This window comes from Pseudomonas sp. NPDC086581 (genome assembly GCF_044746165.1).
In the GTDB taxonomy this organism is placed as follows: domain Bacteria; phylum Pseudomonadota; class Gammaproteobacteria; order Pseudomonadales; family Pseudomonadaceae; genus Pseudomonas.
In genome coordinates, this window is sequence record NZ_JBIVBR010000025.1 from 1 (window position 1) to 26,829 (window position 26,829).

Consider the following 26,829-nt stretch of genomic DNA (forward strand, 5'->3'; position numbering starts at 1 on the left):
CATGCATGCGCGTACTGATCGTGCGGATCAACGCGATGGTGAGAGACGGCACCGGTTGGAGGACAGGTGCCGTGTGAAGACAGTTGCTCCTACGCAAACCACAGCGCCGAAACCGCTCCTACAGTGAGCCCCATGGCAGTCAGACCAACCGCCATTGACGGCGCCTTCCCACCAGATAAACTGTATATCCATACAGCTATTTCCGAGCAACCCCATGCAACCCTCAACTCCTTCCCTCCCCCGGCCCTCTCGCCGGGCGCATGACCGTCGCCGCTCGCCGGCCGGGAGGCCGTGATGGGCAGCGTGGTCGCACTCGACCCCCTGTTCCACCAGCGCCAGGTCTGGAAGGGGCAGCCCCAGGGCCTTCCGCCCAGCCAGCAGCCCACCGGCCACGCGGTGCTGGATGCCGCCCTGCCCAGCGGCGGCTGGCCGGAAGCGGCGCTCAGCGAAATCCTCCTGGCCGCCGAAGGCACCGGCGAACTGCAACTGGTCTGGCCGACCCTCGCCCGGCTCAGCGCAGCGGGCGAACGCATCGTGCTGGTCGCACCGCCCTATATTCCCTACCCGGCCGCCTGGCAGGCCGCCGGTGTCGCGCTGGAGCAGCTCGCCATCATCCAGGCGACCGGGCGGGATGCGCTCTGGGCCGCCGAGCAGTGCTTGCGCTCGGGCAGTTGCGGCGCCGTGCTGTGCTGGCCGCAGCAGGCCGACGACCGCGCCCTGCGCCGCCTGCAGGTAGCCGCCGAAACCGGGCAGACTCTGGCCATCGCCTACCGCCCGCAGCGCGAAGCGCTCAATCCGTCGCCCGCCGCGTTGCGCCTGGCGCTGGACGCCAACCCGGCGCAACTGCGCGTGCTCAAGTGCCGTGGCGGCCTGGCGCCGGCGCGGCCCATTCCGCTGCCCTGGCACTGACCATGCTCTGGGCCTGCATTCTCCTGCCGCAACTGGCGATGGACGGCGTGCTGCGCGGCCGTCCCGAGCCGGACGCCGCCCTGGCGCTGCTCGCCGGACCGACTCAGCGTCGCGTGCTGCAGGCGGTGAACCCGGCCGCGCGGGCGCTGGGGCTCAAGCCCGGCCAGTCGCTCACCGCCGCCCAGGCCTTGAGCCGCGACTTTGCCACCGCCGAATACGACCTGCGCGACGTGCAACGCTGGCAGAACCTGCTGGCCGCCTGGGCCTACGGCTTCAGCTCGCAGGTCAGCCAGCACTACCCGCGCGCGCTGCTGCTGGAGGTAGAGTCCAGCCTGCAACTGTTCGGCCCCTGGCCGCGCTTCGAAGCGCGCCTGCGCGAGGAGTTGAACGGGCTTGGCTTCCGCCATCGCATCACCGCCGCGCCCAATCCGGCCGCCGCGCGCATCCTCGCCAACGGCCACGACGGCCTGGCGATCCACGACAACCAGCAGTTGCGCCAGTACCTGGGCCGGATGCCGCTGGAGCGCCTGGGCCTGGAGCGCGACGCCGCCACTTCGCTAGGCCGAATGGGTCTGCGCAGCCTGCAGCAACTGCTCGCCCTGCCGCGCGAAAGCCTGGCCCGGCGCTTCCCGCCACAGGTGCTGCGGCAGGTCGACACCCTGCTCGGCCAACGCCCGCTGGCCCTGGACTTCTACAGGCCGCCGGACTGTTTCGAGTCTCGTATCGAGCTGAATTTCGACGTGGAATCCACCCAGGCACTGCTGTTCCCGCTACGCCGCCTGACCGCCGATCTCGCCGCCTTCCTCGCCGGACGCGACAGCGGCGTGCAGCGCTTCGTCCTCCATCTGGAGCACCACGAAGGCAGCGACACGCTGATGCCGGTCGGCCTGCTCAGCGCCGAGCGCGAGGCGGCGATGCTCTTCGAGCTGACCCGTGGCCGCCTGGAGCAACTGCAACTGCGCGCCCCGGTGCACAGCGTGCGGCTGCTGGCCGACGACCTGCCGGCCTTCGTGCCGCAGCACCGCGAGCTGTTCGACGACCGCCCGCAACAATCGCTGCCCTGGGAACAGCTGCGCGAACGCTTGCGCGCACGACTGGGCGACGATGCCGTGCACAGTCTCGGTGGCCGCGCCGACCACCGCCCGGAGCGCGCCTGGCAAGGCAGCTCCACGCCGCTGAAAGTCGTCACCGATATCCCGCGCCCCGGCTGGCTGCTGGCCGAGCCCCAGCCACTGCGCGAATTCGCCCCGGCGCTGCTGGCCGGCCCCGAGCGCATCGAATCCGGCTGGTGGGACGGCGAGGACATCCGCCGCGACTACTACCAGGTGCGCACCCGCAGCGGCCAGCGCGCCTGGGTGTTCCGCCCGGTGGGCAACGACGGCCCGCTGCTGCTGCACGGCTGGTTCGCATGAGCGCGCCGGCCGAAGGCATTGGCTACGCCGAGCTGCACTGCCTGTCCAACTTCAGCTTCCAGCGCGGCGCCTCCAGCGCGGCCGAGCTGTTCGAGCGTGCGAAGAAGCTCGGCTACCGGGCGCTGGCGATCACCGACGAATGCAGCCTGGCCGGCATCGTCCGCGCCTGGCAGGCCTCCAAGGAGACGGAAATCCCGCTGATCACCGGCAGCGAACTGAGCATCGAGCAGGGTCCGAAGCTGGTGCTGCTGGCGGAGAACCTGGCCGGCTACGAGAACCTCTGCCGCCTGCTCACCCACGCCCGCCGCCGCGCCGAGAAAGGCAGCTACCGCCTCGTACGCGCGGACTTCGACGGCAACCTCGACCACCTGCTGGCGATCTGGCTGCCGCAAGACGAACGGGACGAAGGCGGCCTCTGGCTGCGCGGACTCTTCCCCGAGCGCCTGTGGCTGGGCGTCGAACTGCACAAGGGGCCGGACGATAGCGGCAAGCTGCGCCGTCTGCAGGAGCAGGCGGCGCGCCTGGAGATTCCCGCCGTGGCCTGCGGTGACGTGCATATGCACGTGCGTGGCCGCCGCGCCCTGCAGGACTGCATGACCGCCATCCGCCAGCACCTGCCGGTACACGAGGCCGGGCAGTACCTCTATCCCAACGGCGAGCGGCATCTGCGGCCATGGGAGGCGCTGGCATCGATCTACCCCGCCGAGTTGCTGGCAGAGACGGTGAAGATTGCCGGGCGCTGTACGTTCGATCTGGGTGAGGATTTGAAATACCAGTACCCGCGCGAACTGGTGCCCGAAGGGCATACGCCAGCCAGTTGGCTTTGCGCCCTGACGCACAAAGGTATTCACGAGCGCTGGCCAGGAGGGGTGAGAAAAAAGGTCATCAAACGCATCCGCAAGGAACTGCGGCTGATCATCGAACTGGGATACGAAAGCTATTTCCTCACGGTCCATGACATCGTCCGATTTGCCCGCTCGCAACACATTCTCTGCCAAGGACGTGGCTCAGCCGCCAACTCCGCCGTGTGCTTCACGCTGGGGATTACCGAACTCGACCCGAGACACATCAATCTGCTGTTCGGCCGTTTCATTTCCCGCGAACGCAAAGAACCACCGGATATCGACGTCGATTTCGAGCACGACCGCCGTGAGGAAGTCATCCAGTATGTGTTCCAGCGCTACGGCCGCACGCGCGCTGCACTTACGGCAGTCGTCAGTACCTATAGGGGCGCCGGAGCTGTCCGCGACGTGGCCAAGGCACTGGGCCTGCCGCCGGACCAGGTCGGCGCGCTGGCCGATTGCTGCGGACATTGGAGCCGCAAAGGTCCGCCACGCGACCGTCTGATTGAGTCCGGATTCGATCCGGACAGTCCAGTGCTTCGTCGTGTCCTCGCATTGACGGAACAACTGGTTGGCTTTCCCCGCCACCTGTCACAACACCCCGGTGGTTTCGTGATTTCCCAGCAGCCATTGGAAACCCTGGTGCCGGTGGAAAATGCCGCGATGCCCGAACGCACCTTGATCCAATGGGACAAGGATGATCTTGACGCAGTCCGTCTGCTCAAAGTCGACGTGCTCGCTTTGGGGATGCTCAGCGCCCTGCGCCGCTGTTTCGACCTGATAGAACGTTATCGTGGTCAGCGTTGGACACTCGCGACCCTGCCGCAGGAGTGCCCGAAGACCTACGAAATGATCAGCCGTGCTGACACCGTTGGCGTGTTCCAGATCGAGTCCCGCGCACAAATGGCCATGCTGCCGCGACTCAAGCCCAGGACCTTCTATGACCTGGTGATCGAAGTGGCCATCGTCCGCCCTGGGCCGATCCAGGGCGACATGGTGCATCCCTATCTGCGCCGACGGAACAAGGAAGAGCCCGTTACCTATCCGTCCAAAGCCTTGGAAAAGGTCTTCAGACGTACCTTGGGTGTTCCGCTGTTTCAGGAGCAGGTCATGGAAGTGGCCGTCATTGCCGCCGACTACACCCAAGGCGAAGCGGACCACCTGCGCCGGTGCATGGCCGCGTGGAAGCGTCATGGCGGTCTGGAGCCGCACCGCCAGCGTCTTTTCCAAGGCATGTTGAAAAACGGCTACACGGAGGATTTTGCCGAGCGCATCTTCAAACAGATAGAAGGCTTCGGCAGCTACGGCTTCCCCGAATCCCACGCCGCCAGCTTCGCCCTGCTCACCTACGCCAGCTGCTGGCTGAAATGCCACGAACCGGCGGCCTTCACCTGCGCGCTGATCAACAGCTGGCCCATGGGTTTCTACAGCCCCGACCAACTGCTGCAGGACGCCCGCCGCCATGGCCTGGAGATTCGCCCGGTGGACGTGCGCCACAGCCACTGGGACTGCACCCTGGAACCTATCCCTGACCGCCAGCCGGCGATCCGCCTCGGCCTGCGCATGGTGCGCGGGCTGCGCGAGGAAGTCGCCAATGCCGTGGCCCGGGCGCGCGAGCAACGTCCTTTCGCCGACGTCGCCGACCTCTGTCTACGCGCCCACCTCGACGGCCGCGCTCGTGAACAGCTGGCCGACGCCGGCGCCCTGCGCGGCCTCGCCGGGCACCGGCACAAGGCACGCTGGGCGATTGCCGGGGTCGAGCCGCAGTTGCCGCTGTTCGCGGGGCAGGCCACCGAGGAAGCGCCGGTCAGCCTGCCGTTGCCCAGCCGCGGCGAAGACCTGCTCACCGACTACGCGACCCTTGGCACCACCCTCGGCCCGCACCCCATGACCCTGCTGCGCGGTGCCCTCAAGACCCGTCGCTGTCGCAGTTCCAGGGAACTGGCCAGCCTGGAAGCCGACCGCCCGGTGCGCGTCGCCGGCCTGGTCGTCGGCCGCCAGCGCCCCGGCACGGCCAGCGGCGTCACCTTCGTCACGCTGGAAGACGAGTTCGGCATGATCAACGTGATCGTCTGGCGCGACCTCGCCGAACAGCAGCGCCGCCCCTTCCTCAGCGCCCGCCTGATGCAGGTGGACGGCACCCTGGAAGCCAAGGACGGCGTGCGCCATGTGATCGCCGGGAGGCTGACGGACCTGAGCGGATTACTGGAAGGGCTGGATGTGCGGAGCCGGGATTTCCATTGATGCACTCTTTGCACCAAGCGGTTCGCGAGCAAGCTCGCTCTTAGGAGGAGCGAGCTTGCTCGTGAACATTTGACGTCGACCTTGCCGGCAAAATACGGGACAACGTAGGGCGCATAACCCGGAACGGGTTATCCGCCATTGCGGCGGATAACGCCCCAGGCGTTAACCGCCCTACATAACTATTTCCGCCGATAACTCTTGTTCCCGCTGGGCGTCAGACAATACACGCCGCCCCGCGGCCCCGTACAGAAAGTGCCGCTGCTGCATGAACAGGAACCATCGTCGGCGGAGAAGCGTTGAAGTGAAGGCGTCGAAGAGCTTCTGACACCCAGATAGGCCGGGCAGCTCTTCTTCGAGCCGCTAATGGAGCCGTCGTTGCACAGGAAGAGCTCGCCCTGGCAGCGGGCAATGCCACCCTTGCTGCCAGAACAAGGCGTATTGGCTGCCAATGTCAGCGTCGTGGCAAACACCAGCGTCATCCCTATCGACCAGACCGATCCCTTGCGCATCCTGCGTCCACCCACTAAATAGTGGCGCGATGCTATAGCGCAATGGCGATCTTGTCAGGCAGGGTCTGAAGGCAATGTCTCTCAGTGCATTGGAATTTGCCCAGGGCGCCCGCGCCCCTTAACCTCCCGCTATCTCCCCGTTGGCCAGCCCCATGATCACCCTCCGCCACATCGAAGTCTTCCGCGCGGTCATGACCACCGGCAGCGTCACCCGCGCGGCGGCGTTCCTGCACACCAGCCAGCCCACCGTCAGCCGCGAGCTGGCGAGGCTGGAGCAGCTGGTCGGCTTCGAGCTGTTCCTGCGTGAGCGTGGGCGGCTGGCGCCGACGGCGCGGGCGTTGATGCTGTTCGAGGAGGTGGAGCGCTCCTTCACCGGGCTGGACCGCATCGTCGCCTTCGCCGGTAGCCTGGGGCAGTTCGCCGAGGGCAAGTTCTCCATCGGCTGCCTGCCGGCGCTGTCCCAGGCGCTGCTGCCCGAAGCCTGCAAGCGCTTCAGCCGGGAGAATCCGGCCATCAGTCTGGAGGTGGCGGCGCTGGAGTCGCCGCACCTGGAAGAGGCGCTCAGCGCCCAGCACCACGACATCGGCCTGATCGAGAACGACGACGCCCCGCGCGGCACCGAGCTGCAGCCGCTGCTGGCGGTGGACGAGGTGTGCATCCTTCCCGACGGCCATCCGCTGCTGGCTCGCGAGCGTCTGGAGGCGGCGGATTTCGCCGGCCAGCCCTTCGTCAGCCTGGCCACCAGCGACCGCTATCGGCACCTGATCGACGCCGTGTTCCTCGGCGCAGGCGTGCAACGGCAGATGCAGGTGGAAACCCACAGCGCCGTCTCGGTGTGCAGCATGGTCCGCGCCGGGCTGGGCCTGGCCGTGGTCAACCCGATTACCGCGCTGATGTTCCAGGGCCAGGGCATTCAGCTACGCCCACTGGCCTTCTCGCTGCCGTTCCAGGTCAGCGTGGCGAAACCGCTGTACCGCCCCGCTACGCCGCTGCGCGAGCGCTTCGTGGCGGCGCTCCAGGCCGAGGCCGGCGTGCTGGTGCAGCGGCTGCGCGAAGCCGGCGTCGGCTGCACCCTATATCAAAATTGAATTGATTCGATAACAAGCGGCATTATTCAGCCATCCAAAGGGCCGGTAGACTAGCGCCATCTACCTTCGGAGCCAATTCATGACTTTCCTCGCCTTGCCCCGCGCCGAACAGCTTGCCCTGCAATTCGGCACCCCGCTGTGGATCTACGACGCAGCCTCCATCCGCGGCCAGATCGAGCGCCTGAAGAGCTTCGACATCATCCGCTTCGCCCAGAAGGCCTGCTCCAACCTGCACATCCTGCGCCTGATGCGCGAACAGGGCGTGAAGGTCGACGCGGTCTCCCAGGGTGAACTGCTGCGCGCCCTGGCCGCCGGTTACTCGTGCCGCGAGGATGAATCCGAGATCGTCTTCACCGCCGACCTGCTGGACCGTGCCACCCTGGAAACCGTGGTCGAGCACGGCATCCCGGTGAATGCCGGCTCCATCGACATGCTTCGCCAACTGGGCGAAGTCGCCCCAGGCCATCCGGTGTGGCTGCGCATCAACCCCGGTTTCGGTCACGGCCACAGCAACAAGACCAACACTGGCGGCGAACACTCCAAGCACGGCATCTGGCACAGCGACCTGCGCGCCGCCCTGGACGTCATCCGCGAGCGCGGCCTGCGTCTGGTCGGCCTGCACATGCACATCGGCTCGGGCGTCGACTATGGCCATCTGGCCCAGGTCGGCGAAGCCATGCTCGGCCTGGTGCAGCAGGTGAAGGACGCGGGGCATGACCTGTCCGTCATCTCCGCCGGCGGCGGCCTGTCCATCCCCTACCGCGCCGGCGATCCGGAAGTGGACACCGCGCACTACTTCCAGCTTTGGGACAAGGCGCGCAAGGCCGCCGAAGCCGTAGTCGGTCACAAGCTGCACCTGGAGATCGAACCGGGCCGTTACCTGGTCGCCCAGTCCGGCTGCCTGCTCAGCGAAGTACGCGCCACCAAGGACGCCGGCCGTAACCACTTCGTGCTGGTGGACGCCGGCTTCAACGAGCTGATGCGCCCGTCCATGTACGGCAGCTACCACGGCATCCGCGTGCTGGCCGGCGACGTCGCCAGCCGCGAGGTAATCGACACCGTGGTGGCCGGCCCGCTGTGCGAGTCCGGTGACGTGTTCACCCAGGGCGATGGCGGCGTGGTCATCCCTCGCGCCCTGCCGCGTGCCCAGGTCGGCGACCTGCTGCTGATCGAGGACACCGGTGCGTATGGCGCGTCCATGTCGTCGAACTACAACAGCCGCCCGTTAATTGCCGAGGTGCTGCTCGAAGGCGCCGAGGCGAAGCTGATCCGCCGCCGCCAGCGCGTGGAAGAGCTGCTGGCCCTGGAAGAAGACCTGGGCTGATACCAGCCGTCATGCACTGCCGGCACCGCCGGCGGTTCGCGAGCAAGCTCGCTCCTACAGGTCCAGCTCCAGCTTCGGAGCGCTCTTCGTAGAAGCGAGCTTGCTCGCGAACAATCGGGAACGCTGACTTTCCGGCGAATCTCAGCTACAGCTCAATTTCTGAGAAAGTGCCTCCTCACCGATCGATACGCGTCGACAGAATGATCGACGACATCGTCCGCTCCACCCCGTCCAGCGCGCCGATGCGGTCCAGCACCGCGTCCAGGTCGCGGATCGACAGCGCCTCGACGATCACGATCATGTCGAAGTTGCCGCTCACCGAATGCAGCGTCTTCACCTCGGCAATCTTCTCCAGCGCCTGCACCACCTGGTGTGACAGCTTGGGCAGCGCCGTCACCAGCACGTGGGCGCGCACTAGTGATTGCGCGTAGCTGTCCGACACCTTGATCGAATAGCCGGTGATGACGCCCTGCTGCTCCAGCCTTTCGATGCGGCTCTGCACCGTGGAGCGCGACACCCCGAGCTTGCGCGCCAGCTCGGAGATCGACTCGCGGGCGTTGGCGCGCAGCAGGTTCAGCAAGGCCGCATCGGATTTTTTCGTCATATTGCTCATCGTATTGGTCAATCTGCCTGAAAGCTCTCGCCAATCTTGCAGATTGTCAGGTTCATTTCAACGACGGCCTTTGTAATAGTGGACGCCACGGCGAGCCTTCACAGCTCGCCATTTCTTTGCCCGCGCGCCATCCATCGACTGGCCTCTGCGGGCCGCAAGAAGCCTTGCCAAGCTGGTGATACAAGCCGGCCAGCCGCATAAGTCGAACAAGATTGAAGGGAGCCTTCCATGCACAAGAACCGCCACCCCCACACCCCCGGCAAGAAACCGGTGACCATCTTCGGCCCGGACTTCCCCTTCGCCTTCGACGACTGGATCGAGCATCCCGCCGGGCTGGGCAGCATCCCCGCCGACAAGCACGGCCAGGAAGTGGCCATTGTTGGCGCCGGCATCTCCGGCCTGGTGGCGGCCTACGAGCTGATGAAGATGGGCTTAAAGCCGGTGGTCTACGAGGCCTCGAAAATGGGCGGCCGGCTGCGCTCGGAAACCTTCGAAGGCGCTGACGGCATCATCGCCGAACTGGGCGGCATGCGCTTCCCGGTGTCGAGCACCGCCTTCTATCACTACGTCGACAAGCTCGGCCTGGAAACGAAACCCTTCCCCAACCCGCTGACTCCGGCCTCGGGCAGCACCGTGGTCGACCTGGAAGGCACCAGCCACTACGCCGAGAAGATGGCCGATCTGCCGGAAATCTTCCGCGAAGTCGCCCAGGCCTGGGCCGACGCGCTGGAAGACGGTGCGCGCTTCTCCGAGATCCAGGACGCCATCCGCGAGCGCGACACGGTCAAGCTCAAGGCCCTGTGGGACGAGCTGGTGCCCAAGTGGGACGATCGCACCTTCTACGACTTCGTCGCCTCCTCCAAGGCCTTCTCGCGCCTGTCCTACCGCCACCGCGAAATCTTCGGCCAGGTCGGTTTCGGCACCGGCGGCTGGGACTCGGACTTCCCCAACTCCATGCTGGAAATCTTCCGCGTGGTGATGACCAACTGCGACGATCACCAGCATCTGGTGGTAGGCGGTGTCGAGCAAGTGCCGCGCGGCATCTGGAGCCACGTGCCGGAGCAATGCGCGCACTGGCCGGCTGGCACCTCGCTGGCCTCGCTGCACAACGGCGCGCCGCGTCCGGGCGTGAAGAAGATCGCCCGCGCCGCCGACGGCACCTTCGCCGTCACCGATTACTGGGGCGACACCCGCCACTACGCCGCCGTCCTGGCAACCTGCCAGACCTGGCTGCTGACCACCCAGATCGAGTGCGAAGAAGCGCTGTTCTCGCAGAAGATGTGGATGGCCCTGGACCGCACCCGCTACATGCAGTCGTCGAAGACCTTCGTGATGGTCGACCGTCCGTTCTGGAAGGACAAGGACCCGCAGACCGGCCGCGACGTGATGAGCATGACCCTCACCGACCGCCTCACCCGCGGCACCTACCTGTTCGACAACGGCGACGACAAGCCGGGGGTGATCTGCCTGTCCTATTCCTGGATGAGCGACGCCATGAAGATGCTCCCACACCCGGTGGAAAAGCGCGTGCAGCTGGCGCTGGACGCGCTGAAGAAGGTCTACCCGAAGGTCGACATCGCCGGGCACATCATCGGCAACCCGATCACCGTGTCCTGGGAGGCCGACCCCCACTTCCTCGGCGCCTTCAAGGGCGCGCTGCCGGGCCACTACCGTTACAACCAGCGCATGTATGCGCACTTCATGCAGGACGACATGCCCGCCGAGCAGCGCGGCATCTTCATCGCCGGCGACGATGTGTCCTGGACACCGGCCTGGGTGGAAGGCGCGGTGCAGACCTCGCTGAACGCCGTGTGGGGCATCATGAAGCACTTCGGCGGCGCCACCCATCCGGAGAACCCCGGCCCGGGCGACCGCTTCGCCGAACTGGGCCCGATGGCACTGCCGGACTGATCCGCGCCATTGACTGAACAGCGGCTCGCGCGGGGCCGGGATCGGGTGCAAACTGGCTGATCCCGGCCCCGCGCGTTTCCAAGGAGAACCCCATGTACCTCGCACTCTACCAGTGCCCACCCGGCCCCGACGACGTCGCCGGCAACCTGCGCCGCCTGGAGCAGGCCGCGCAACAGGCGGTGCAGAACGGTGCGGACCTGCTGGTGCTGCCGGAGATGTACCTGTCCGGCTACAACATCGGCGCCCAGCGCGTCGCGGAGCTGGCGGAAAGCTGCGACGGCCCGTCCGCCCAGCGCATCGCCGAGATCGCCCGCGAGCACAAGCTCGGCATCCTCTACGGCTATCCCGAACGTGACGGCGACGGCGCCGTCTTCAACAGCGTGCAGTTGATCGACCGCCAGGGCGAACGCCGCGCCAACTACCGCAAGACCCACCTCTACGGCGACCTCGACCGCAGCCAGTTCAGCGCTTCCGACGAGCCGCCGGCGATCTTCGAGCTGGAGGGCTGGAAAGTCGGCCTGCTGATCTGCTTCGACGTGGAATTCCCCGAGGCCGTGCGCACGCTCGCTTTGGCCGGCGCGGATGTCGTGTTGGTGCCCACTGCGAACATGCGCCCCTACGAATTCGTCGCCCAGGTCCTGGTGCCGACCCGCGCGTACGAAAACCAGGTGTTCCTTGCCTACGCCAACTACGTCGGCAGCGAGGGGGAGATCGAGTATTGCGGCCTGAGCAGCATCGTCGCCCCGGATGGCCAGGTGCTGACCAAGGCCAAGCAAGGCGAGGAACTGCTGGTGGCCGAACTGGACCCGCAGCGCATCGCCCTGGCGCGTGAGGGGTACAGCTATGTGCACCTGCGGCGGCCGGTGCTGTATCGCAGCTGAAAAAAGCCCGGCTAAATGCCGGGCTTTCTTTTGCGCAACAGCAATCGTAGAGCGCATAACCCGGAACGGGTTATCCGCCGCAATGGCGGATCACGCCTCAGGCGTTATGCCCCCTACGGGTACGACTTCCCGGTTGTATCGCGGTGGCAGGCCTGGCAGCTACGCACCGGCCCACTGGCGTGGATCGCCTGCAAGCGCTGCAGGTGGCAGCTCTGGCAGAGCTGGTGGAAATCTGCCTCGATGCGCATGGCCAGCGCCGGGCTCTGCTTGTGGCAGAGGATACAGGTGCGGTTACCAGAGACCGAAGGCGACTGGTCCTTGTAGTCGTGATGACAGGTGATGCAGTTCACCGAAGCGTGCGGTTCATGGGGGAAGGCCAGCGGCATCAGCGGCCGGCTGCGTTGCCAGTGCTCGTGGGCGTACCACGTGCCTGCCGACAGCACGGCGATTGCGACAACGGAGACCCCGATCCAGATACGCCTCACAGCGGCAGCTCCAGATTCGCCAGCAAGCTGTAGAGCGCCGATAAGCCGATGATCGCGCCGCTGGCCGCCAGCGCGAACCAGGTAGCACGCTGCGCCGTGTTGCGCTTGCGCCCGCTGATGCCGTTGGCGGGTTTGGGCAGGCACGGCCAGATGGCCACCGCCAGCATCAGCGCCACCAGCAAGGCGCCCTTCCAGACTCCGCCGCTGTAGTAGCCCGCGCCCAGCACATGAACGGCCATCAGCACCAGGGCGAGCAGGCTGCCGCCGTAATGCCAGCGGCGGAACGAAGCGGCGCCGCTGCTCCAGCGGGGGCGGACGCGGCTCAGGCTGGAAACTGCCAGCACCAGCATCAGGATCGCCGACGCCAGCCCGGCCAGCATGTAGCCGGGGGCTGATGGCAACAGGTCCTCGATCAGCAGCGGCTCATCGATCAGCAGTACGACGACGTGCACCAGCAGCAATGCGACGGCAGCAAAACCCAGGTCGCGGTGCAGGCGCAGGAAGAACTTGCCCTCGTACAGCGGGCGCGGTTGCGGGCGGCCACCGATGACGAACAGCAGCCCTAGCAGGCAGGCGCCGAGCAGCCCTGCGGCGTTGGCGAAATCCCAGGCATAGCCGAGCCCCGGCATGGCGCCGAGGCCGAGCAGGATGGCGACCGGCAGCAGGCAGCCGAGCGCCAGGCGCGCGATCAGCGCATGCATGGGGGGACTCCGGACGAGGGATTGTCGCTGCAGGCTAGCAAGCGCCGACGGCGCGCGAGTGTCGCTGCCTGCCAGACCAATTGCCAGCTCTGCCACACCCTGTAGGAGCGAGCTAGCTCGCGAAAGGACGCCGGCATCCACCGGGATCGCACTGTTTTCCTGCAGGAACGCGCCACGGGCGTTCGCGGGCATGGCCCGAGCGCAGAAACCTCACATTTGCTCGCGAAAAACGGCGTATCGGAAAAAGAAAACGCGGCAGAAGCCGCGTTCGACGAAGGCCATCGCCCATGGAAGTGGGCACGGAAGCGGACGGCCACCCAAACGGGCGCGTCGACACAAGGGATGCCTGATGGAGTGCCAGGCGGTGCACCAGAGAAGGGAGCCGGCGAACCTGATGGGAGAAGGCCCGCCGGCTTGCAACAACGCTTTAGAAGAAGCCCAGCGGGTTGATGTCGTAGCTCACCAGCAGGTTCTTGGTCTGCTGGTAGTGGTCGAGCATCATCTTGTGGGTTTCGCGGCCGACACCGGATTTCTTGTAGCCGCCGAACGCGGCATGGGCCGGGTACAGGTGGTAGCAGTTGGTCCACACGCGGCCGGACTGGATGCCACGGCCCATGCGCCAGGCGCGGTTGATGTCGCGGGTCCAGACGCCAGCGCCCAGGCCGAACTCGGTGTCGTTGGCAATCGCCAGGGCTTCCGCTTCATCCTTGAAGGTGGTGACGCCCACCACCGGGCCGAAGATTTCCTCCTGGAACACACGCATGCCGTTGTGCCCTTTGAGCAGCGTCGGCTGGATGTAGTAACCGCTCGCCAGGTCGCCTTCCAGACGCTCGCTGGAGCCGCCGGTGAGCAACTCGGCGCCCTCGCCCTGGGCAATGTCGAGGTAAGAAAGGATCTTCTCGTACTGCTGCTGCGAGGCCTGCGCGCCGACCATGGTATCGGTGTCCAGCGGATTGCCACGCTTGATCGCCTTGATCTTCTTCATCACCTCGACCATGAACGGCTCGAAGATCGACTCCTGCACCAGCGCCCGCGACGGGCAGGTGCAGACTTCGCCCTGGTTGAAGAAGGCCAGCACCAGGCCCTCGGCGGCCTTCTCGATGAAGGCCGGCTCGGCCTGCATGATGTCTTCGAAGAAGATGTTCGGGCTCTTGCCGCCCAGCTCTACGGTGGACGGGATGATGTTCTCCGCCGCGCAGTGGAGGATGTGCGAGCCGACCGGAGTGGAGCCGGTGAAGGCGATCTTGGCGATGCGCTTGCTGGTGGCCAGCGCCTGGCCCGCTTCCTTGCCGAAGCCCTGGACGATGTTCAGAACGCCCGGCGGCAGCAGGTCGCCGATGATCTCGGCCAGCAGCATGATCGACAGCGGTGTCTGCTCCGCCGGCTTGAGCACCACGCAGTTACCGGCGGCCAGGGCCGGGGCGAGTTTCCACGCGGCCATCAGCAGCGGGAAGTTCCACGGGATGATCTGCCCGACCACGCCCAGCGGTTCGTGAATGTGGTAGGCGACGGTGTTCTCGTTGATCTCGGCAGCACCGCCTTCCTGGGCGCGGATACAGCCGGCGTAGTAACGGAAGTGGTCGGCGGCCAGCGGCACGTCGGCGTTCAAGGTCTCACGCACGGCCTTGCCGTTGTCCCAGGTTTCGGCGACGGCGAGTTGCTCCAGGTTCTGTTCGATGCGGTCGGCGATCTTCAGCAGGATCAGCGCACGGTCCTGCACCGAGGTGCGGCCCCAGCTGGCGGCCACGGCGTGGGCGGCATCGAGGGCGCGCTCGATGTCTTCGGCGGTGGAGCGCGGGAACTCGGCGATGACTTCGCCGTTCACCGGCGAGGTATTACTGAAGTACTGGCCCAGCACCGGCGCGACGAACTCGCCGCCGATGTAGTTGCCGTAGCGTGGCTTGAGGGTGACGACGGCGCCTGGGGTTCCGGGTGCGGCGTAGATCATGGGGATGCTCTCCTGTCGGTTCCCAGCCTCCATCGGCCAGGTCATGGAGCGATCTTAGGCAACGCCCTTCCCGGCCCGGAATGCACCCATGGGAGTGGTGGGTTACTCATTTGGTAGTAAATGGACGATCGTCGCTGGTTGTAGGGCGGATAACGCTGTCGCGTTATGCGCCCTACGATGCTGGGTGGTTCGCGAGCAAGCTCGCTCCTACAGGGGCGGCGAGCAGCTGGTATTGCCTGCCAGCGCAAGGTCCGCCGCGATGGATTTCGCGGACAAGGTCCGCTCCTACGGGAACCCCACAACACAGCCCTGGCTATGGCTATGGCTATGGCTATGGCTGTGGATTTTGAGGACTTCCAGAGAAATATCCGCACACTCCGAACGGCCCCGTTCAGGAGGCCTCGTTGAAGCGGAGTTTCAGGGGTTGAACGACATGGATGTCGCGAGAGCGCTGTCGGGCCAGGGATGGCCCGTCAGCGCGGGCCCCTGAAACTTCGCTTCGACGAGGGAATTTTTCGCCTAAGCGAAAAACCGGATGTCCGGGGCAAGACCTTTTGGTTCCTTTTGGGGCGTTTGCCAAAAGGGACTCGCCCGAGGGGGCGAAACACAGAGCCCACGCGCACGCCGAAGCGGCGCAGGAACACCGAAACCCAAAGCCCCGACAGGCGCTAAAAAACAAAGGGCCGGCATAATGGCCGGCCCTTTGCCTGGATCAAACGACCATCACTTCTTCGCCACCAGATCCTTGGGCAGCTTGAAGGTCCAGATCATGCCGCCCTGGTCCAGGTCCTTGATGCGCTTGGCCACCTCGCCACCCCACAGCGGCACTGCGCCGCCCCAGCCGGAGAGGACGGTCACATACTGCTCGCCGTCCATCTCCCAGGTGATCGGCGAAGCGATCACGCCCGAGCCGGTGTTGAACTGGTAGAGCTTCTTGCCGGTCTTGGCATCGAAGGCCATCAGGTAGCCTTCGGGGTTGCCAGTGAATACCAGGTTGCCGTGGGTCGCGAGCACGCCACCCCACAGCGGCGCGTAGTTCTCGTAGCGCCAGACCTGCTTGCCGGTCTTCGGATCGATGGCGCGCAGCACGCCGATGTACTTCTCGTTCAGCGGCTTGATGGTGAAGCCGGCGCCGAGGTACGCCGCGCCCTTCTTATAGGCGATGTTCTCGTTCCACATGTCCATGCCCCATTCGTTGGACGGCACGTAGAACAGCCCGGTGTCCTGGCTGTAGGCCATGGGCATCCAGTTCTTGCCGCCCAGGAAGGATGGCGCGACAAACACCGAAGTGCCCTTGGCGTCGGCACCCGGCGCTCCCGGACGGTGGGCATCGTCGTAGATCGGGCGGCCGTTTTCATCCAGGCCCTTGGCCCAGGTCACCTTGTCGACGAAGGGGAAGCCACGGATGAACTTGCCGTTGGTGCGGTCAAGCACGTAGAAGAAACCGTTGCGGTCGGCGGTGGCTGCGGCCTTCACGGTCTTGCCGCCGTCCTGGTAGTCGAAGGAGACCAGCTCGTTCACGCCGTCGAAGTCCCAGCCATCGTGCGGGGTGGTCTGGAAGTGCCACTTGATCGAGCCGTCTTCCGGGTTCAGCGCCAGGCGCGAGGAGGAGAACAGGTTGTCGCCCGGACGCAGGTGCGAGTTCCACGGCGACGGGTTGCCGGTGCCGATGAACAGCGAGTCGGTGCTCGGGTCGTAGTAGCCGCCCAGCCAGGGCGCGGCGCCGCCGGTCTTCCACAGGTCGCCCGGCCAGGTCTTGCCCGCTTCGCCGCCGGAGATGCCGTTCTCCACCGCCTTGCCGTCCTTGTAGACGTAACCCATGTGACCTTCCACCGTCGGGCGGCTCCACAGCAGCTCGCCGTTGGTGGGGTTGTAGGCCTCGATCTTGCCCACCACGCCGAACTCACCACCGGCCACGCCGGTGATCAGCTTGCCCTTGGCGATCAGCGGTGCGGCGGAGATGGAGTAGCCGGCCTTGTAGTCCGCCACGGTCTTCTTCCACACCACCTTGCCGGTGTCCTTGTTCAGGGCGACCAGCTTGGCGTCGAGGGTACCGAAGATCACCAGGTCACCGTACAGGGCCACGCCACGATTGATCACGTCGCAGCAGGGCATGATGCCATCGGGCAGGCGCGCGTCGTACTGCCACAGCTTGCGACCGGTGCGTGCATCGGCGGCGAACACCCGCGAGTAGGAAGCGGTGACGTACATCACGCCGTCCTTGATCAGCGGTTGCGCCTGCTGGCCGCGCTGCTTCTCGCCACCGAAGGACAGCGCCCAGACCGGCCGCAGCTCCTTCACGTTGTCGCTGTTCAGGGTATTGAGCGGGCTGAAACGCTGGCCCTGCTGGTTGATCCCGTTGACCACGATCTGGTCGGTGCGCTTGGCGGAATCGCTGATGTCCTGGTCGGTTACCCCGGCTTGGGCGCCCAGGGAGGCCAGGCTGATAGCGGTGAACAGCACGGTGCGGGCGGAAGGTTGAAGCTGTCTCATGGCGGTGCGCCTCTGCGATTGTTGTTGTACCCGGGAAAATTTCCCGGTCTGTCGCAGATTCTTGGTTTGGTGGGCTGGACCAACAATTGAACGCAGTGCCGAATTTCCTAGTTCCTTGGTAGCAATACCGGCCTTCGAAGGCACGGAAATATCGGGTTGCGCAGGAGCGCTCGAACCATCCCTGCTGGAGCGGGCCCGCAACGGAGATGTCTGGGAGCGCATGGGCGGACGACTGCGCTCCACCCATCATCGAAGAACGCTGCGGTTTAAAGATCCAGCACCAACCGCGCCGACCTGGCGCGCGAAACGCAGGCGCAGATCTGCTTGTTGGCGGCCTTTTCCTTGTTCGACAGGCAGTTGTCGCGGTGCTCCGGCTCGCCTTCCAGCACGTCGACGATGCAGGTGCCGCAGATGCCTTCGCGGCACTCGGTGTCGATGTCGCAGCCATGGGCCTGGAGCACGTCCACCAGTGTCGAATCCGCCGGCACGTGAAGCACCACACCGGAGCTGGCCAGTTCCACTTCGAAGGAGCCGGCCGGCGCCGCGTTGGCGGCCGGGTCAGCCTGGAAGTGCTCCAGGTGAATGGCGTCTTCCGGGCGGCTGCGCGCGGCGATCTCCACCACCTTGTTCATGAACGGCGCCGGGCCGCAGGTATAGACGTGAGCCTGTGGCGCCGCGCGCTCCAGGCACGCGCCCAGTACATGGTCGAGGTCGGCGGGTTCGACGCCGTAGTGCAGCTCCACCTTGCCGGCGAAAGCCTCGCTGGCCAGCAGCTCGGCGAAGGCCGCGTGCTCGGCGGAACGGGCGAAGTAATGCAGGCGATAGGCCTCGCCCTTGGCGTTCAGCCGATAGGCCATGCTCAGCAGCGGCGTGACGCCGATGCCGGCGGCGAACAGCACGTGCTCGCGCGCTTCCGGCGCCAGGCGGAACAGGTTGCGCGGCGCGCCGATGTCCAGCTCCATGCCTTCGCGCACTTCGTGCAGCGCGCTGGAGCCGCCACGGGAGGCGCCTTCCTTCTTGATCGCCACCAGGTAGGCCGTGCGGTCGTCCGGCGGGCTGCACAGCGAATACTGGCGCGTTACCCCGGTGGGGCCGGTGACGTCGACGTGGGCGCCCGGCTCGTAGGCGTCGAACGGCTGGCCATCACAACGTACGAGGCGCAAGGAACGGATGTCCTGTGCTTCCTCGACGATCCTTTCGATTCTGACTTTCATCATGGCGTTACCTGCAAGGCGTTGAGTGCGGGCTCTGTGGCCCCTTTCCGGCCTCTTTTTCACGAGCGGACGGGTTGTCGATGTTGCTCTGGAGAGATTTCATCTCTCCGATTGATTGGTTTCGGAGCAAGGGCACTGCCCTCACCCCAGCCCTCTCCCCGAGGGAGAGGGAGCAGAATGTGCCGGCTGACGATGCGGCTTCATCCTGCTCCGGACGGTCCCCTCTCCCTTCGGGAGAGGGTTAGGGTGAGGGAGTCTTGAGGCCCACCACCCAAGCCAGGACCGAGCACAGGGCGGATAACGCGCAGCGTTATCCGCCGATCACTCAGCCCAAAGCCTCAACGCATGAACAACCCACCATTGATATCCCAGCAGGCACCTGTCACCGATCCGGCGTTCTCCGCGCAGAGCAGCAGCACGCTGTCGGCGATGAAGGTCGGGTCGCCCAGGCGGCCGGCGGGGATGGTTTTGAGGATCTGTTCCAGGCGCTCGGGCGCCACGCTCTCGTAGACCACTGGCAGGTCCAGCGGCCCCGGCGAGATGGCGTTGACGGTCACGCCCTGCCCCGAGAGTTCGCGGGCGAACACCTTGGTCAGCGTCGCCACGCCGCCCTTGGCCGCCGCATAGTGGCCGCCGGTGGCGGTGCCGCCGTTCTGCCCGGCCAGCGAGGCGATGTTGACGATGCGGCCGAAACCGCGCGCCGCGAAGTGCGTACCGAAAACCTGGCAGGCGACGAAGGTGCCGCGCAGGTTCACCGCCATGGAGGCATCGAAGTCCTCCGGGCTGATGTCCATGAGCGCGGCCACCTTGGACATCCCGGCGTTGTTCACCAGGATGTCGGTGCCACCCCAGCGCTCGGAAAGCAGGTCACGGGAGCGCTCGAAATCGGCTTTCTCCCGCGCGTCGAGACGAATGCCGAGGGCGGTGCGGCCCTCGGGGTCGAGCTCGTCAGCCAGACGCTGCACCGCTTCTTCGTTCAGGTCGGCCAGCGCAACGCGCAGGCCGGCCGCGTGAAGGCGGCGCGCGATGACCTCGCCCAGCCCGCGTGCGGCGCCGGTTACCAGGGCTACTCGTTGCATGGCGCGGCCCTCAGAGCAGGAAGCCGAGCGCGTTGAGCGCGTCTTCGGCGTTGATCAGGCGGATCACCTTGCGCTCCAGGCGGGCTTGCCCGTCGACGAAGCGGATGCGGTGGTTCAGGTCGGCAATGAATGGCGTTGCAACGCCGCGCTTGTAGGCGTAGAGCACCTGCGCCGAGTTCACCTCGACGAGATCGCCCGCCGCTTCCACCAGGGTGAAGCGCGAGACGGTGCGCACGGTCTTGGCCGCGTCCACCGCCGACGGCGAGTGGCCGCCGGTGAGGCGTTCAATACGCAGGGCACGCATGCGCGCGTCGTCGAACACGTAGTTCAGGCGCGAGGCAAAGTCATCGTCCTCGCCGTCGATCGGCACCACGTAGACGCCGTCCTCGCTCCACAGCTGCGACCATTGCGCGTAGTCCTTGCGGTCGAGCAGCTCGGCTTCGCGCCAGACGAATTCGATGGCCTTGGCCAGCGGGCCGGAGAAGCCGTTCAGGGTGTCGTTGCTCATTGGCTCATCATCCTTTTCCACATCTGGTACGCCTCGCGCATGCCGCCTTCGTCGGTGGCGTGGGAGACCTTGTCACCGTTCGGCGCGACCACTTCGCGGTTCAGGCCGCGGTTAACCAGGATCGGTGCGTCGACGCCGGCATAGGAGCCACGCTGCACGCGGTCCCAGGCCTCGGCGTCATCCGGGCTGCCGAAGCCGAACGGGCCCTGGAAGTGCTCGTGGATGCGCATGCGCTCGCGGTTGGCGATTTCCGGGCCGCCGTCCATGCCCAGCGCGACGTGACGAATCTCGGTCTCGGTGACGGAGATCGGCCGCAGCACGCGGAAAAACGACATGGACATGGCCACGTTGGGGAACAGGTTGAGGTTGAAGCCGGCGCCGTGCAGCGAACGGACGATGCGGCGCACCTGTGCAGGCTCCATGGTTTTCGACAGTTCCTCGGTAACGTGGGCGAAGCGCTCCTGGAGCTGCTCGGTGCCGTCGTCGTGGTCGAGGTCGACGTGCTCGGGAACCATCACCATCACGCTGTGGCCGTTGCCCAGAGCGTGGGTGACCGCCTGCTCGTCGCTCATGAACGAGAGCATTTCCTCGGTCTCTTCATCCACCGAGGACATGAACGACTTGTGCACGATGGGGAAGTGGTAGCCGTCGGTGGTGTTTTCCAGCTGGATCTTCCAATTGCCGCGGAAGGTGAACTTGTGTTCGCCCTGGGTCTTGATCGGGTAGCCGGCGCCCTGCTTCATGAACAGGTCCATCCAGTGCTTCGCCCCGCCGAGGAAGTCCTCCAGCGGTTCGATCTCCTCGTTGTAGGTGGCGAACACCATGCCGGCGTAGCTCTCGACGCGCAGGCTGGTCAGCGGCAGCTCGGACTTGTCAAGGATGTCCTCGTAGCCGTCCGGGTATGGCAGCGCACGCAGCTTGCCATCCAGTGCATAGGACCAGCTGTGGTACGGGCAGGTGAAGCCGGTGGCGTTGCCCTTGTGCTTCTCGCATACGGTGGCGCCACGGTGGCGGCAGCGGTTTTCCAGGACGTTGATAGTGCCCTTCTTGTCGCGCACCACGATCACCGGGCGGCGACCAACGCTGGTGGTCTTGAAGTCGCCGGCGTTGCGCACTTCGCTTTCGTGGGCGACCCACACCCAGGTGCGGTAGAAGATCTTGTCCATCTCCGCTTCGAACAGCTGCGGGTCGTTGTACAGCGAAACATCGACGCGGTCGTCTCCGACCAGCTCTTCGACGCTGCGCGACCGGGCGATCAGCCGGTACTCGTGAGCGCTCATGCCCATCTCCTCATGCCGATTTCTTATGTTTTTGCACAGGCCGCGTGGCAGCCAGGCTGTGTTCGAGTTGCGCGCCAAAGGCGCACACGCGTTCGTCGTCGCCCTTGCGGCCGACGATCTGCAGGCCGACTTTCAGCCCGCCGCAATCCAGGTCCACCGGCACCGTCAGCGCCGGGTGTCCGCTCAGGTTGAAAGGCCGTACCAGGGGCGTCATGCCGGCCACGGACTTGCCGTTGCGCGCATCGCTGAGCAGCGGCGGCAGGTCGGGCATGGTCGGCAACAGCAGGACTTCGAAGTCCTCCAGCGCAGCGTCGATAGCGCGGGTGAAACCGTCGCGCACTTTCTCCGCCTCGGCGCGCTCGGCGTCGGTGGTGCGACTGGCCAGCAGCAGGCGCTGCTCGACGTCGGCGCCGATCAGTCCCTTGCCGGTCAGCGCCGCATAAGCGGCCCAGTTCTCGTAGTTGATCACCACCAGCCCGGCCTGGAAGGCCGCCTCGAACTCGCCGAGGAACAGGTGGCTGCGGCGCCATCCGGCGCGGTCGGCGGCGGCACCCAGGCAAGCCTGGATGTGCGGCGCCGATGGCACTTCGAGGAAGGCCACGCGGGCACCCTCGCCCGGCATCCGCACCGCACCGAAGCCGGGGCAGATGACCTGCATGGCGGCGATCAGGTCGGCCATGTTGGCGGCGAACGGACCGACGCAGTCCAGGCTGCTCTGTGCCGGATGCACGCCGTCGCGGCTGACCCGGCCGAAGGTCGGCTTCAGCCCGGCGATGCCACAGCAGGCCGCCGGTACGCGGACCGAACCGCCGGTATCAGTGCCCAGGGCGATATCCGCCAGCCCGGCCGCCACGGCAGACGCGGAACCGCTGGACGAGCCGCCCGGCACGCGGTCGGGCGCCATCGGGTTGATCGGGGTACCGGTCCAGTCGTTGATGCCGGTGACGCCGAAGGCCAGTTCGTGAAGGTTGGTCTTGCCGACGATCTGCCAGCCGGCGTTGAGCACGGCGTCGACGACGAAGGCGTTGCGCTCGGCTGGCGCGGCATCGGCCAAGGCGCGGGTGCCGCAACGGGTCGGGTAGCCGGCGATGTCGATGCTGTCCTTGACCGCAACGCGCTTGCCGCCGTTGCCGAGGAGGAACTCGCTGACGAAGATGCTCATTGACGGGTCTCCTCTGCGCTGCCCAGCAGGCGCTGCGACAGGCGCTGGGTGCGGAAGTGACTGATCTGCCAGCGCCCGTCGATCTCGCGAAAATCGATGTCCAGGCGCGTGCCGAACAGCTCGGTGTGGCCCTCGGCGTAGGTCGAAAGCTGCTGCATGATCCATTGCCCACGAGCGGTGCGACCGTCAACTCGGATCGACTCGCTGGTGAGGAAGTGCAGGTTCAGCGTGAAGTGCGGCGACGGCGGCAGGTAGCCGAAGACGAACACGGCAATCGCCTCGCGGCCCTGGTGATGGCCGAAGGTCTGTGCAGTGGAAGTGCCGATGCCCTCCCACACCGCGTCCTCGCTGAACAGCTCAGCCAGCTCGCTCATCGTCACCGGCGCGTGCGGTACGTCGCAGAGGTCCATGTAGCGCGCCATCAGCCGGCGCACCTGGCTTTCCCCTTCGAGAACCTCCAGGCGGCGGTTCAGCTCGGCCATGCTCAGGCTGCTCATGACTCAGGTCCGCGCGGCTTCGGGAATGGTCAGCGGGCGGCCGATGCGCGCCTCGACCTTGGCGTACTTCCACAGGCTGTACTCGCCCACCGGGGTGGTGCGGAACAGGTTGCAGGCGTCGATCACGGTCTGGTGGCAGTCCACGTCGGCCATGATGTAGACGGTCCAGGGCGAGGTGGTGGACGGGCCGACCATCAGGCGGTCGTCATCCAGTACGCCGAGCACGTTCATGCCCGGCAGCGCGCCGAGGTCGCCCATCATCTGCGAGAAACCCTTCCACACGGTGATGCCTTCACCGGTGGGCAGGTCGAAGAACGGCTGGGCGATGCCGATGCAGAACAGTACGCGCAAGGGTTCGGTGGTCGGACGGGTCATGTTTCTGGGTCCTTGTTCTTATGGGTTCGAATCAGATGTATCCGGGGAACGGCGGCACATCGAGCAGCACCGCGCCGGCGCCGTCGTACATGCCGTCGCTCAAGAAGGCGTGCTGGGTGACCACCATGGCGTCGCGCAGGTAGCGCTGCAGCGGGTGGTGCAGGTAGATCGCCGTGGTGCCGGCCAGGGTGTAGGCGCGGCGCACCACGTCGGCGCCGGCGCGGGACACGTGCACGGCGGACAGGCGCAGCTGGCTGACCTGCTCCGGGCTGACCGCGTTGCCGGCGAGGATGGATTCCCAGACGGCCTCGGTGGCGTCATAGAAGAAGCCGCGCGCGGCCTGCAGCTCGGCTTCGGCCTTGCCGATCTCGATGCGCACATAGGCCCGATCACCCAGCTTGGGCGCGCCGGTCACGCCGCTGGACGACGCCATGCGGGTGATCTCGTCCAACGCCGCGCGGGCCAGGCCGAGGTTGACCACGGCGAGCACCTGGGCGGCGTAGGCGATGGTCGGGTAGCGGTACAGCGGCTCGTCGATGTTCGATTGGCCGCCACGGATGAAGGTCCAGTCGTCCGCGACGAAGGCGTTGTCCAGCTTCAGGTCGTGGCTGCCGGTGCCCTTGAGGCCGACCACGTTCCAGTTCTCGACGATCTCCACATCCTTTGCCCGCAGCAGCGCGGTACGCGGCTTGCCGCCCGGCCCGCCGATACCGATGCCGACGCCGAGCACGTCGGCGCCCTTGCAGCCGCTGGCGAACTTCCAGGTGCCGCTGACGCGCCAGCCGCCTTCCACCTGGGTCGCCGGCTGGATCGGGAACAGGCCGCCGGCGAACACCAGGTCCGGGCCGTCGGCATAGAGTTCGGCAAGGGTGTGGCGCGGCAGCGCGGTGAGGTAGGTGCTGGCGCTGCCGAAGCTGGCAACCCAGCCGGCGGACCCGTCGGCTTCGGCGATGCGTTCGACCAGACGCAGGAACTGGGCCGGCGGCAGCGCGTCCCCCCCGAAGCATTTGGGCGTAGCGGCGCGGTAGATGCCCACGTCGCGGAAGCGTTCGATCATGTCGCGCGGGACAAAGGAGCGGGTGTCGAACTCCTCGCGGCGCTGGCGGACTTCATCCAGTACGCGCTGGAATTCGAGGGCACGGCCGTCCGCATCGAGCGGTTCGGCGAGGGCGGCACGCAGCATGGCTTCATCTCCGGTTGTTCTTGTAGGGCCGGCCCGTTCGATGCGGGCTGGTCGTCGTTGCGGCCAGTGTATGAACCGCCCTGCCCGCCCAACTATTGGTGCGTGCAGCCCCATGCCTAAAGAAATCCCCTAGTCGGCGCCGGGTTACTCCGCAGTCCCTTCGCGCTACGCTGCACGGTATAAAGGCGCCACTGCCTACCGAGACCGACCTCGATGTTCCAGCCCAAGCCTGACGACTTCCTCACCCTGCTCCAGGCCATGCCGCTGTGCGTGATCCTGCATGACGCGCAGACCAAGGAAATCCTCTGGGCGAACAACGCAGCGCTGGCCGTGCTCGGCTTCACCCTTGAAGAGCTGGTACCGCTGAAAGCGCCGGACATGACCGCCAAGGCCCCGCAGTACCGCCGCTCGGTCGGCCTGCGCTGGCTGGAAGGCGCTGCGCGCACCGGCCAGCGCACCATCGAGTGGTGCTACCGCTCTAAGCAGGGCGTGGAGATCCTTTCCGAAGCCGTCGCCACCCGCGTGCACCTGCAGGAGCGCGACGTGCTGATGGTGCAGTTCCGCGACATCTCGAAGGAGAAGCAGGTCGAGCGCGACCTGCAGCGTTTCGAGAGCCGGCTGAAGGCCTTCATGCAGGACCTCGCCGAGGGCGTGGCGGTGCTGGATGCCGATGGCAAGCTGCGCTTCCTCAGCGAATCCGCCCTGCCCCTGCTGGGCGGCAGCCAGGACGACTGGCTGGCGCACAACTTCCTCGGCCGCTGCGACACCGCCACGCGCCCGCGCCTGGAACACCACCTCGCCATGCAGCCGCCGAGCCGCGAGCCCTATTCCGTCAGTTACCAGTTGCAGCGCCTGGACGGCGAATGGCGCTGGCACCACGCGACCTGCCGCTACATCGAGATCGAGGACGACCTGGTCGGCCACCTGCTACTGTTCCGCGACGTCACCGAGCAGGTGCGCGCAGCCCAGGCGCAGCGCCAGAGCGACCAGAAGCTGGAGTACCTGGCGCGCTACAACGCCATGGGCGAGATGGCCCTGGCGATTGCCCACGAGCTCAGCCAGCCGCTGGCGGCCACGCGCAACTTCATCGAGGGCGCGCTGATCCGCCTGGACCGCGAACAGAAGACAGAAGCCTCCGCCGCCTGGGGCCTGGACAGCGCGGTGCGGCAGATCGAGCACGCCTCGCTGATCATCAAGAGCGTGCGCGAATACGTGGTGAAGCTGGAGCAGGCCGAGCAGCGCATCGACCTCAACGAACTGCTCGGCGAAACCCTCTACTTCATCAGCCTCAAGGCCCAGCCGAGCAACGTGCGCGTGGAGCTGGAGCGCTGCGCCGAACCTCTGTGGGTGAGCTGCGAGAAGGTGCTGGTCGGCCAAGTGATCCTCAACCTCGCCTTCAACGCCATCGAGGAGATGCTCAACCTCCCCGAAGAGCGCCGCCTGCTGCGCATTCGTACTTCTAGCGAAGGGAACAGCGCGCGATTGTCAGTCCTCGATCAGGGCCGGGGCATCGATGCCGGCGCCAAGGAACGGCTGTTCGATGGCTTCTTCACGTCGAAGGTGAGCGGCAACGGCATCGGTCTTGCGCTGTGCCAGAGCATCGTCTCGCGGCATCGCGGTGATATCTGGGCGGAGAATGTCGAGCCGTGCGGGGCGATGTTCTGCTTCGAGCTGCCGTTGGCGGAGTGATGCACCCCCCCGCTCCTGCAGTGGTGTTTCCAGTGAAATATCCGCGCGCGCCGAATGCCCCGTTCAGGAGGCCTCGTTGAAGCGGAGTTTCAGGGGTTGAGCGACATGGATGTCGCGAGAGCCACGATGGGCCAGGGATGGCCCGTCGTGGCGTGCCCCTGAAACTTCGTTTCGACGAGGGAATTTTTCGCCTAGGCGAAAAACCGGATGTCCGGGGCAAGCCTTTTGGTTACTTTTCGGCGTTTGGAAAAGTAACTCGCCCGAGGGGGCGAAACACGGAGTTCACGCGTACGCAAAGCGACGCAGAAATACCCAAGCCAATGCAGCAATACAGGATCAGCATCAGTGCGGAGGAAAGCGCCGGCCCTGCCGGCGGGTCGCGGGCATGGCCCGCTTGTATGGCGTTAGGGTAGGAACCTGTCGGGGGTGGAGGGACAAGACCCGCTTCTGCAAGCCAGACGGTAGGAGACTTCCCCCACCCA

General features: G+C 66.0%; 22 protein-coding genes. 8 read left to right on the forward strand and 14 right to left on the reverse strand.

The window, feature by feature from the left end:
- The first annotated feature begins 294 nt into the window (after positions 1-294).
- The 3 genes from imuA to ACIPK7_RS29395 are packed head-to-tail and all read left to right on the forward strand — an operon-like array spanning position 295 to position 5,407.
- Entirely contained in the window at positions 295-909 is a 615-nt protein-coding gene (gene imuA / locus ACIPK7_RS29385) for a translesion DNA synthesis-associated protein ImuA (protein WP_401091861.1), read from the forward strand.
- A gap of 2 nt (positions 910-911) precedes the next feature.
- Entirely contained in the window at positions 912-2,321 is a 1,410-nt protein-coding gene (locus tag ACIPK7_RS29390) for a Y-family DNA polymerase (RefSeq protein ID WP_401091863.1), read from the forward strand.
- Positions 2,318-5,407 (forward strand): error-prone DNA polymerase, encoded by a 3,090-nt coding sequence (locus tag ACIPK7_RS29395; RefSeq protein ID WP_401091865.1) that lies wholly within the window; start codon positions 2,318-2,320, stop codon positions 5,405-5,407. Before ACIPK7_RS29390 ends, ACIPK7_RS29395 begins: the two co-directional genes overlap by 4 nt.
- 179 nt (positions 5,408-5,586) lie before the next feature.
- Here ACIPK7_RS29395 and ACIPK7_RS29400 read toward each other — a convergent pair whose 3' ends face one another.
- A complete protein-coding gene (locus tag ACIPK7_RS29400) occupies positions 5,587-5,886 on the reverse strand; it encodes a hypothetical protein (protein ID WP_401091881.1) in 300 nt (99 codons plus the stop codon).
- 182 nt (positions 5,887-6,068) lie between these two features.
- Here ACIPK7_RS29400 and ACIPK7_RS29405 point away from each other — a divergent pair, with 182 nt between their 5' ends.
- Complete coding sequence (locus ACIPK7_RS29405) at positions 6,069-7,004, forward strand: LysR family transcriptional regulator (protein WP_192434771.1); 936 nt, start codon at positions 6,069-6,071, stop codon at positions 7,002-7,004.
- Positions 7,005-7,083: 79 nt separating this feature from the next.
- A complete protein-coding gene (gene lysA, locus ACIPK7_RS29410) occupies positions 7,084-8,328 on the forward strand; it encodes a diaminopimelate decarboxylase (RefSeq protein ID WP_401091867.1) in 1,245 nt (414 codons plus the stop codon).
- Positions 8,329-8,503: 175 nt separating this feature from the next.
- On the opposite strand, the gene ACIPK7_RS29415 is transcribed toward lysA, so the two are convergent.
- Positions 8,504-8,932 (reverse strand): Lrp/AsnC family transcriptional regulator, encoded by a 429-nt coding sequence (locus tag ACIPK7_RS29415; protein ID WP_192434767.1) that lies wholly within the window; start codon positions 8,930-8,932, stop codon positions 8,504-8,506.
- Positions 8,933-9,169: 237 nt separating this feature from the next.
- Here ACIPK7_RS29415 and ACIPK7_RS29420 point away from each other — a divergent pair, with 237 nt between their 5' ends.
- The gene (locus tag ACIPK7_RS29420) at positions 9,170-10,852 is read left to right on the forward strand and encodes an NAD(P)/FAD-dependent oxidoreductase (protein WP_192434765.1); all 1,683 of its coding nucleotides are present in this window, start codon (positions 9,170-9,172) and stop codon (positions 10,850-10,852) included.
- 92 nt (positions 10,853-10,944) lie between these two features.
- Positions 10,945-11,733, forward strand: a complete 789-nt coding sequence (locus tag ACIPK7_RS29425; RefSeq protein WP_192434763.1) for a carbon-nitrogen hydrolase family protein — start codon at positions 10,945-10,947, stop codon at positions 11,731-11,733.
- Positions 11,734-11,846: 113 nt separating this feature from the next.
- Here the strand turns inward: ACIPK7_RS29425 and ACIPK7_RS29430 are convergent, their stop codons facing one another.
- The 12 genes from ACIPK7_RS29430 to ACIPK7_RS29485 form a co-directional block, all read right to left on the reverse strand.
- Complete coding sequence (locus ACIPK7_RS29430; protein WP_192434761.1) at positions 11,847-12,218, reverse strand: cytochrome c3 family protein; 372 nt, start codon at positions 12,216-12,218, stop codon at positions 11,847-11,849.
- Positions 12,215-12,919: a ferric reductase-like transmembrane domain-containing protein gene (locus ACIPK7_RS29435; protein WP_401091870.1), complete on the reverse strand. Its 705-nt coding sequence runs from the start codon at positions 12,917-12,919 to the stop codon at positions 12,215-12,217. The genes ACIPK7_RS29430 and ACIPK7_RS29435 overlap by 4 nt, the downstream gene beginning before the upstream one ends.
- Positions 12,920-13,346: 427 nt before the next feature.
- Complete coding sequence (locus ACIPK7_RS29440) at positions 13,347-14,867, reverse strand: aldehyde dehydrogenase family protein (protein ID WP_192434757.1); 1,521 nt, start codon at positions 14,865-14,867, stop codon at positions 13,347-13,349.
- Between the two features lie 723 nt (positions 14,868-15,590).
- Positions 15,591-17,360, reverse strand: a complete 1,770-nt coding sequence (locus ACIPK7_RS29445; RefSeq protein WP_401091872.1) for a methanol/ethanol family PQQ-dependent dehydrogenase — start codon at positions 17,358-17,360, stop codon at positions 15,591-15,593.
- 266 nt (positions 17,361-17,626) lie between these two features.
- The gene (locus ACIPK7_RS29450; protein ID WP_192434753.1) at positions 17,627-18,577 is read right to left on the reverse strand and encodes a PDR/VanB family oxidoreductase; all 951 of its coding nucleotides are present in this window, start codon (positions 18,575-18,577) and stop codon (positions 17,627-17,629) included.
- Between the two features lie 335 nt (positions 18,578-18,912).
- The gene (locus ACIPK7_RS29455) at positions 18,913-19,653 is read right to left on the reverse strand and encodes an SDR family NAD(P)-dependent oxidoreductase (protein ID WP_192434751.1); all 741 of its coding nucleotides are present in this window, start codon (positions 19,651-19,653) and stop codon (positions 18,913-18,915) included.
- A 10-nt stretch (positions 19,654-19,663) separates the two neighbouring features.
- Entirely contained in the window at positions 19,664-20,161 is a 498-nt protein-coding gene (locus tag ACIPK7_RS29460; protein WP_192434749.1) for an aromatic-ring-hydroxylating dioxygenase subunit beta, read from the reverse strand.
- The gene (locus tag ACIPK7_RS29465; RefSeq protein WP_192434747.1) at positions 20,158-21,441 is read right to left on the reverse strand and encodes an aromatic ring-hydroxylating dioxygenase subunit alpha; all 1,284 of its coding nucleotides are present in this window, start codon (positions 21,439-21,441) and stop codon (positions 20,158-20,160) included. The genes ACIPK7_RS29460 and ACIPK7_RS29465 overlap by 4 nt, the downstream gene beginning before the upstream one ends.
- 10 nt (positions 21,442-21,451) lie before the next feature.
- Positions 21,452-22,603, reverse strand: coding sequence for an amidase (locus ACIPK7_RS29470; RefSeq protein WP_192434745.1), 1,152 nt, complete (start codon positions 22,601-22,603; stop codon positions 21,452-21,454).
- Entirely contained in the window at positions 22,600-23,100 is a 501-nt protein-coding gene (locus tag ACIPK7_RS29475; protein WP_401091875.1) for a nuclear transport factor 2 family protein, read from the reverse strand. The genes ACIPK7_RS29470 and ACIPK7_RS29475 overlap by 4 nt, the downstream gene beginning before the upstream one ends.
- A 3-nt stretch (positions 23,101-23,103) precedes the next feature.
- Entirely contained in the window at positions 23,104-23,475 is a 372-nt protein-coding gene (locus ACIPK7_RS29480) for a hypothetical protein (protein ID WP_045207771.1), read from the reverse strand.
- A gap of 31 nt (positions 23,476-23,506) precedes the next feature.
- Positions 23,507-24,658 (reverse strand): acyl-CoA dehydrogenase family protein, encoded by a 1,152-nt coding sequence (locus tag ACIPK7_RS29485; RefSeq protein WP_401091877.1) that lies wholly within the window; start codon positions 24,656-24,658, stop codon positions 23,507-23,509.
- 213 nt (positions 24,659-24,871) lie between these two features.
- Between ACIPK7_RS29485 and ACIPK7_RS29490 the strand changes: the two genes are divergently transcribed.
- Positions 24,872-26,347, forward strand: a complete 1,476-nt coding sequence (locus ACIPK7_RS29490) for an ATP-binding protein (protein ID WP_401091879.1) — start codon at positions 24,872-24,874, stop codon at positions 26,345-26,347.
- Positions 26,348-26,829: the final 482 nt, after the last annotated feature.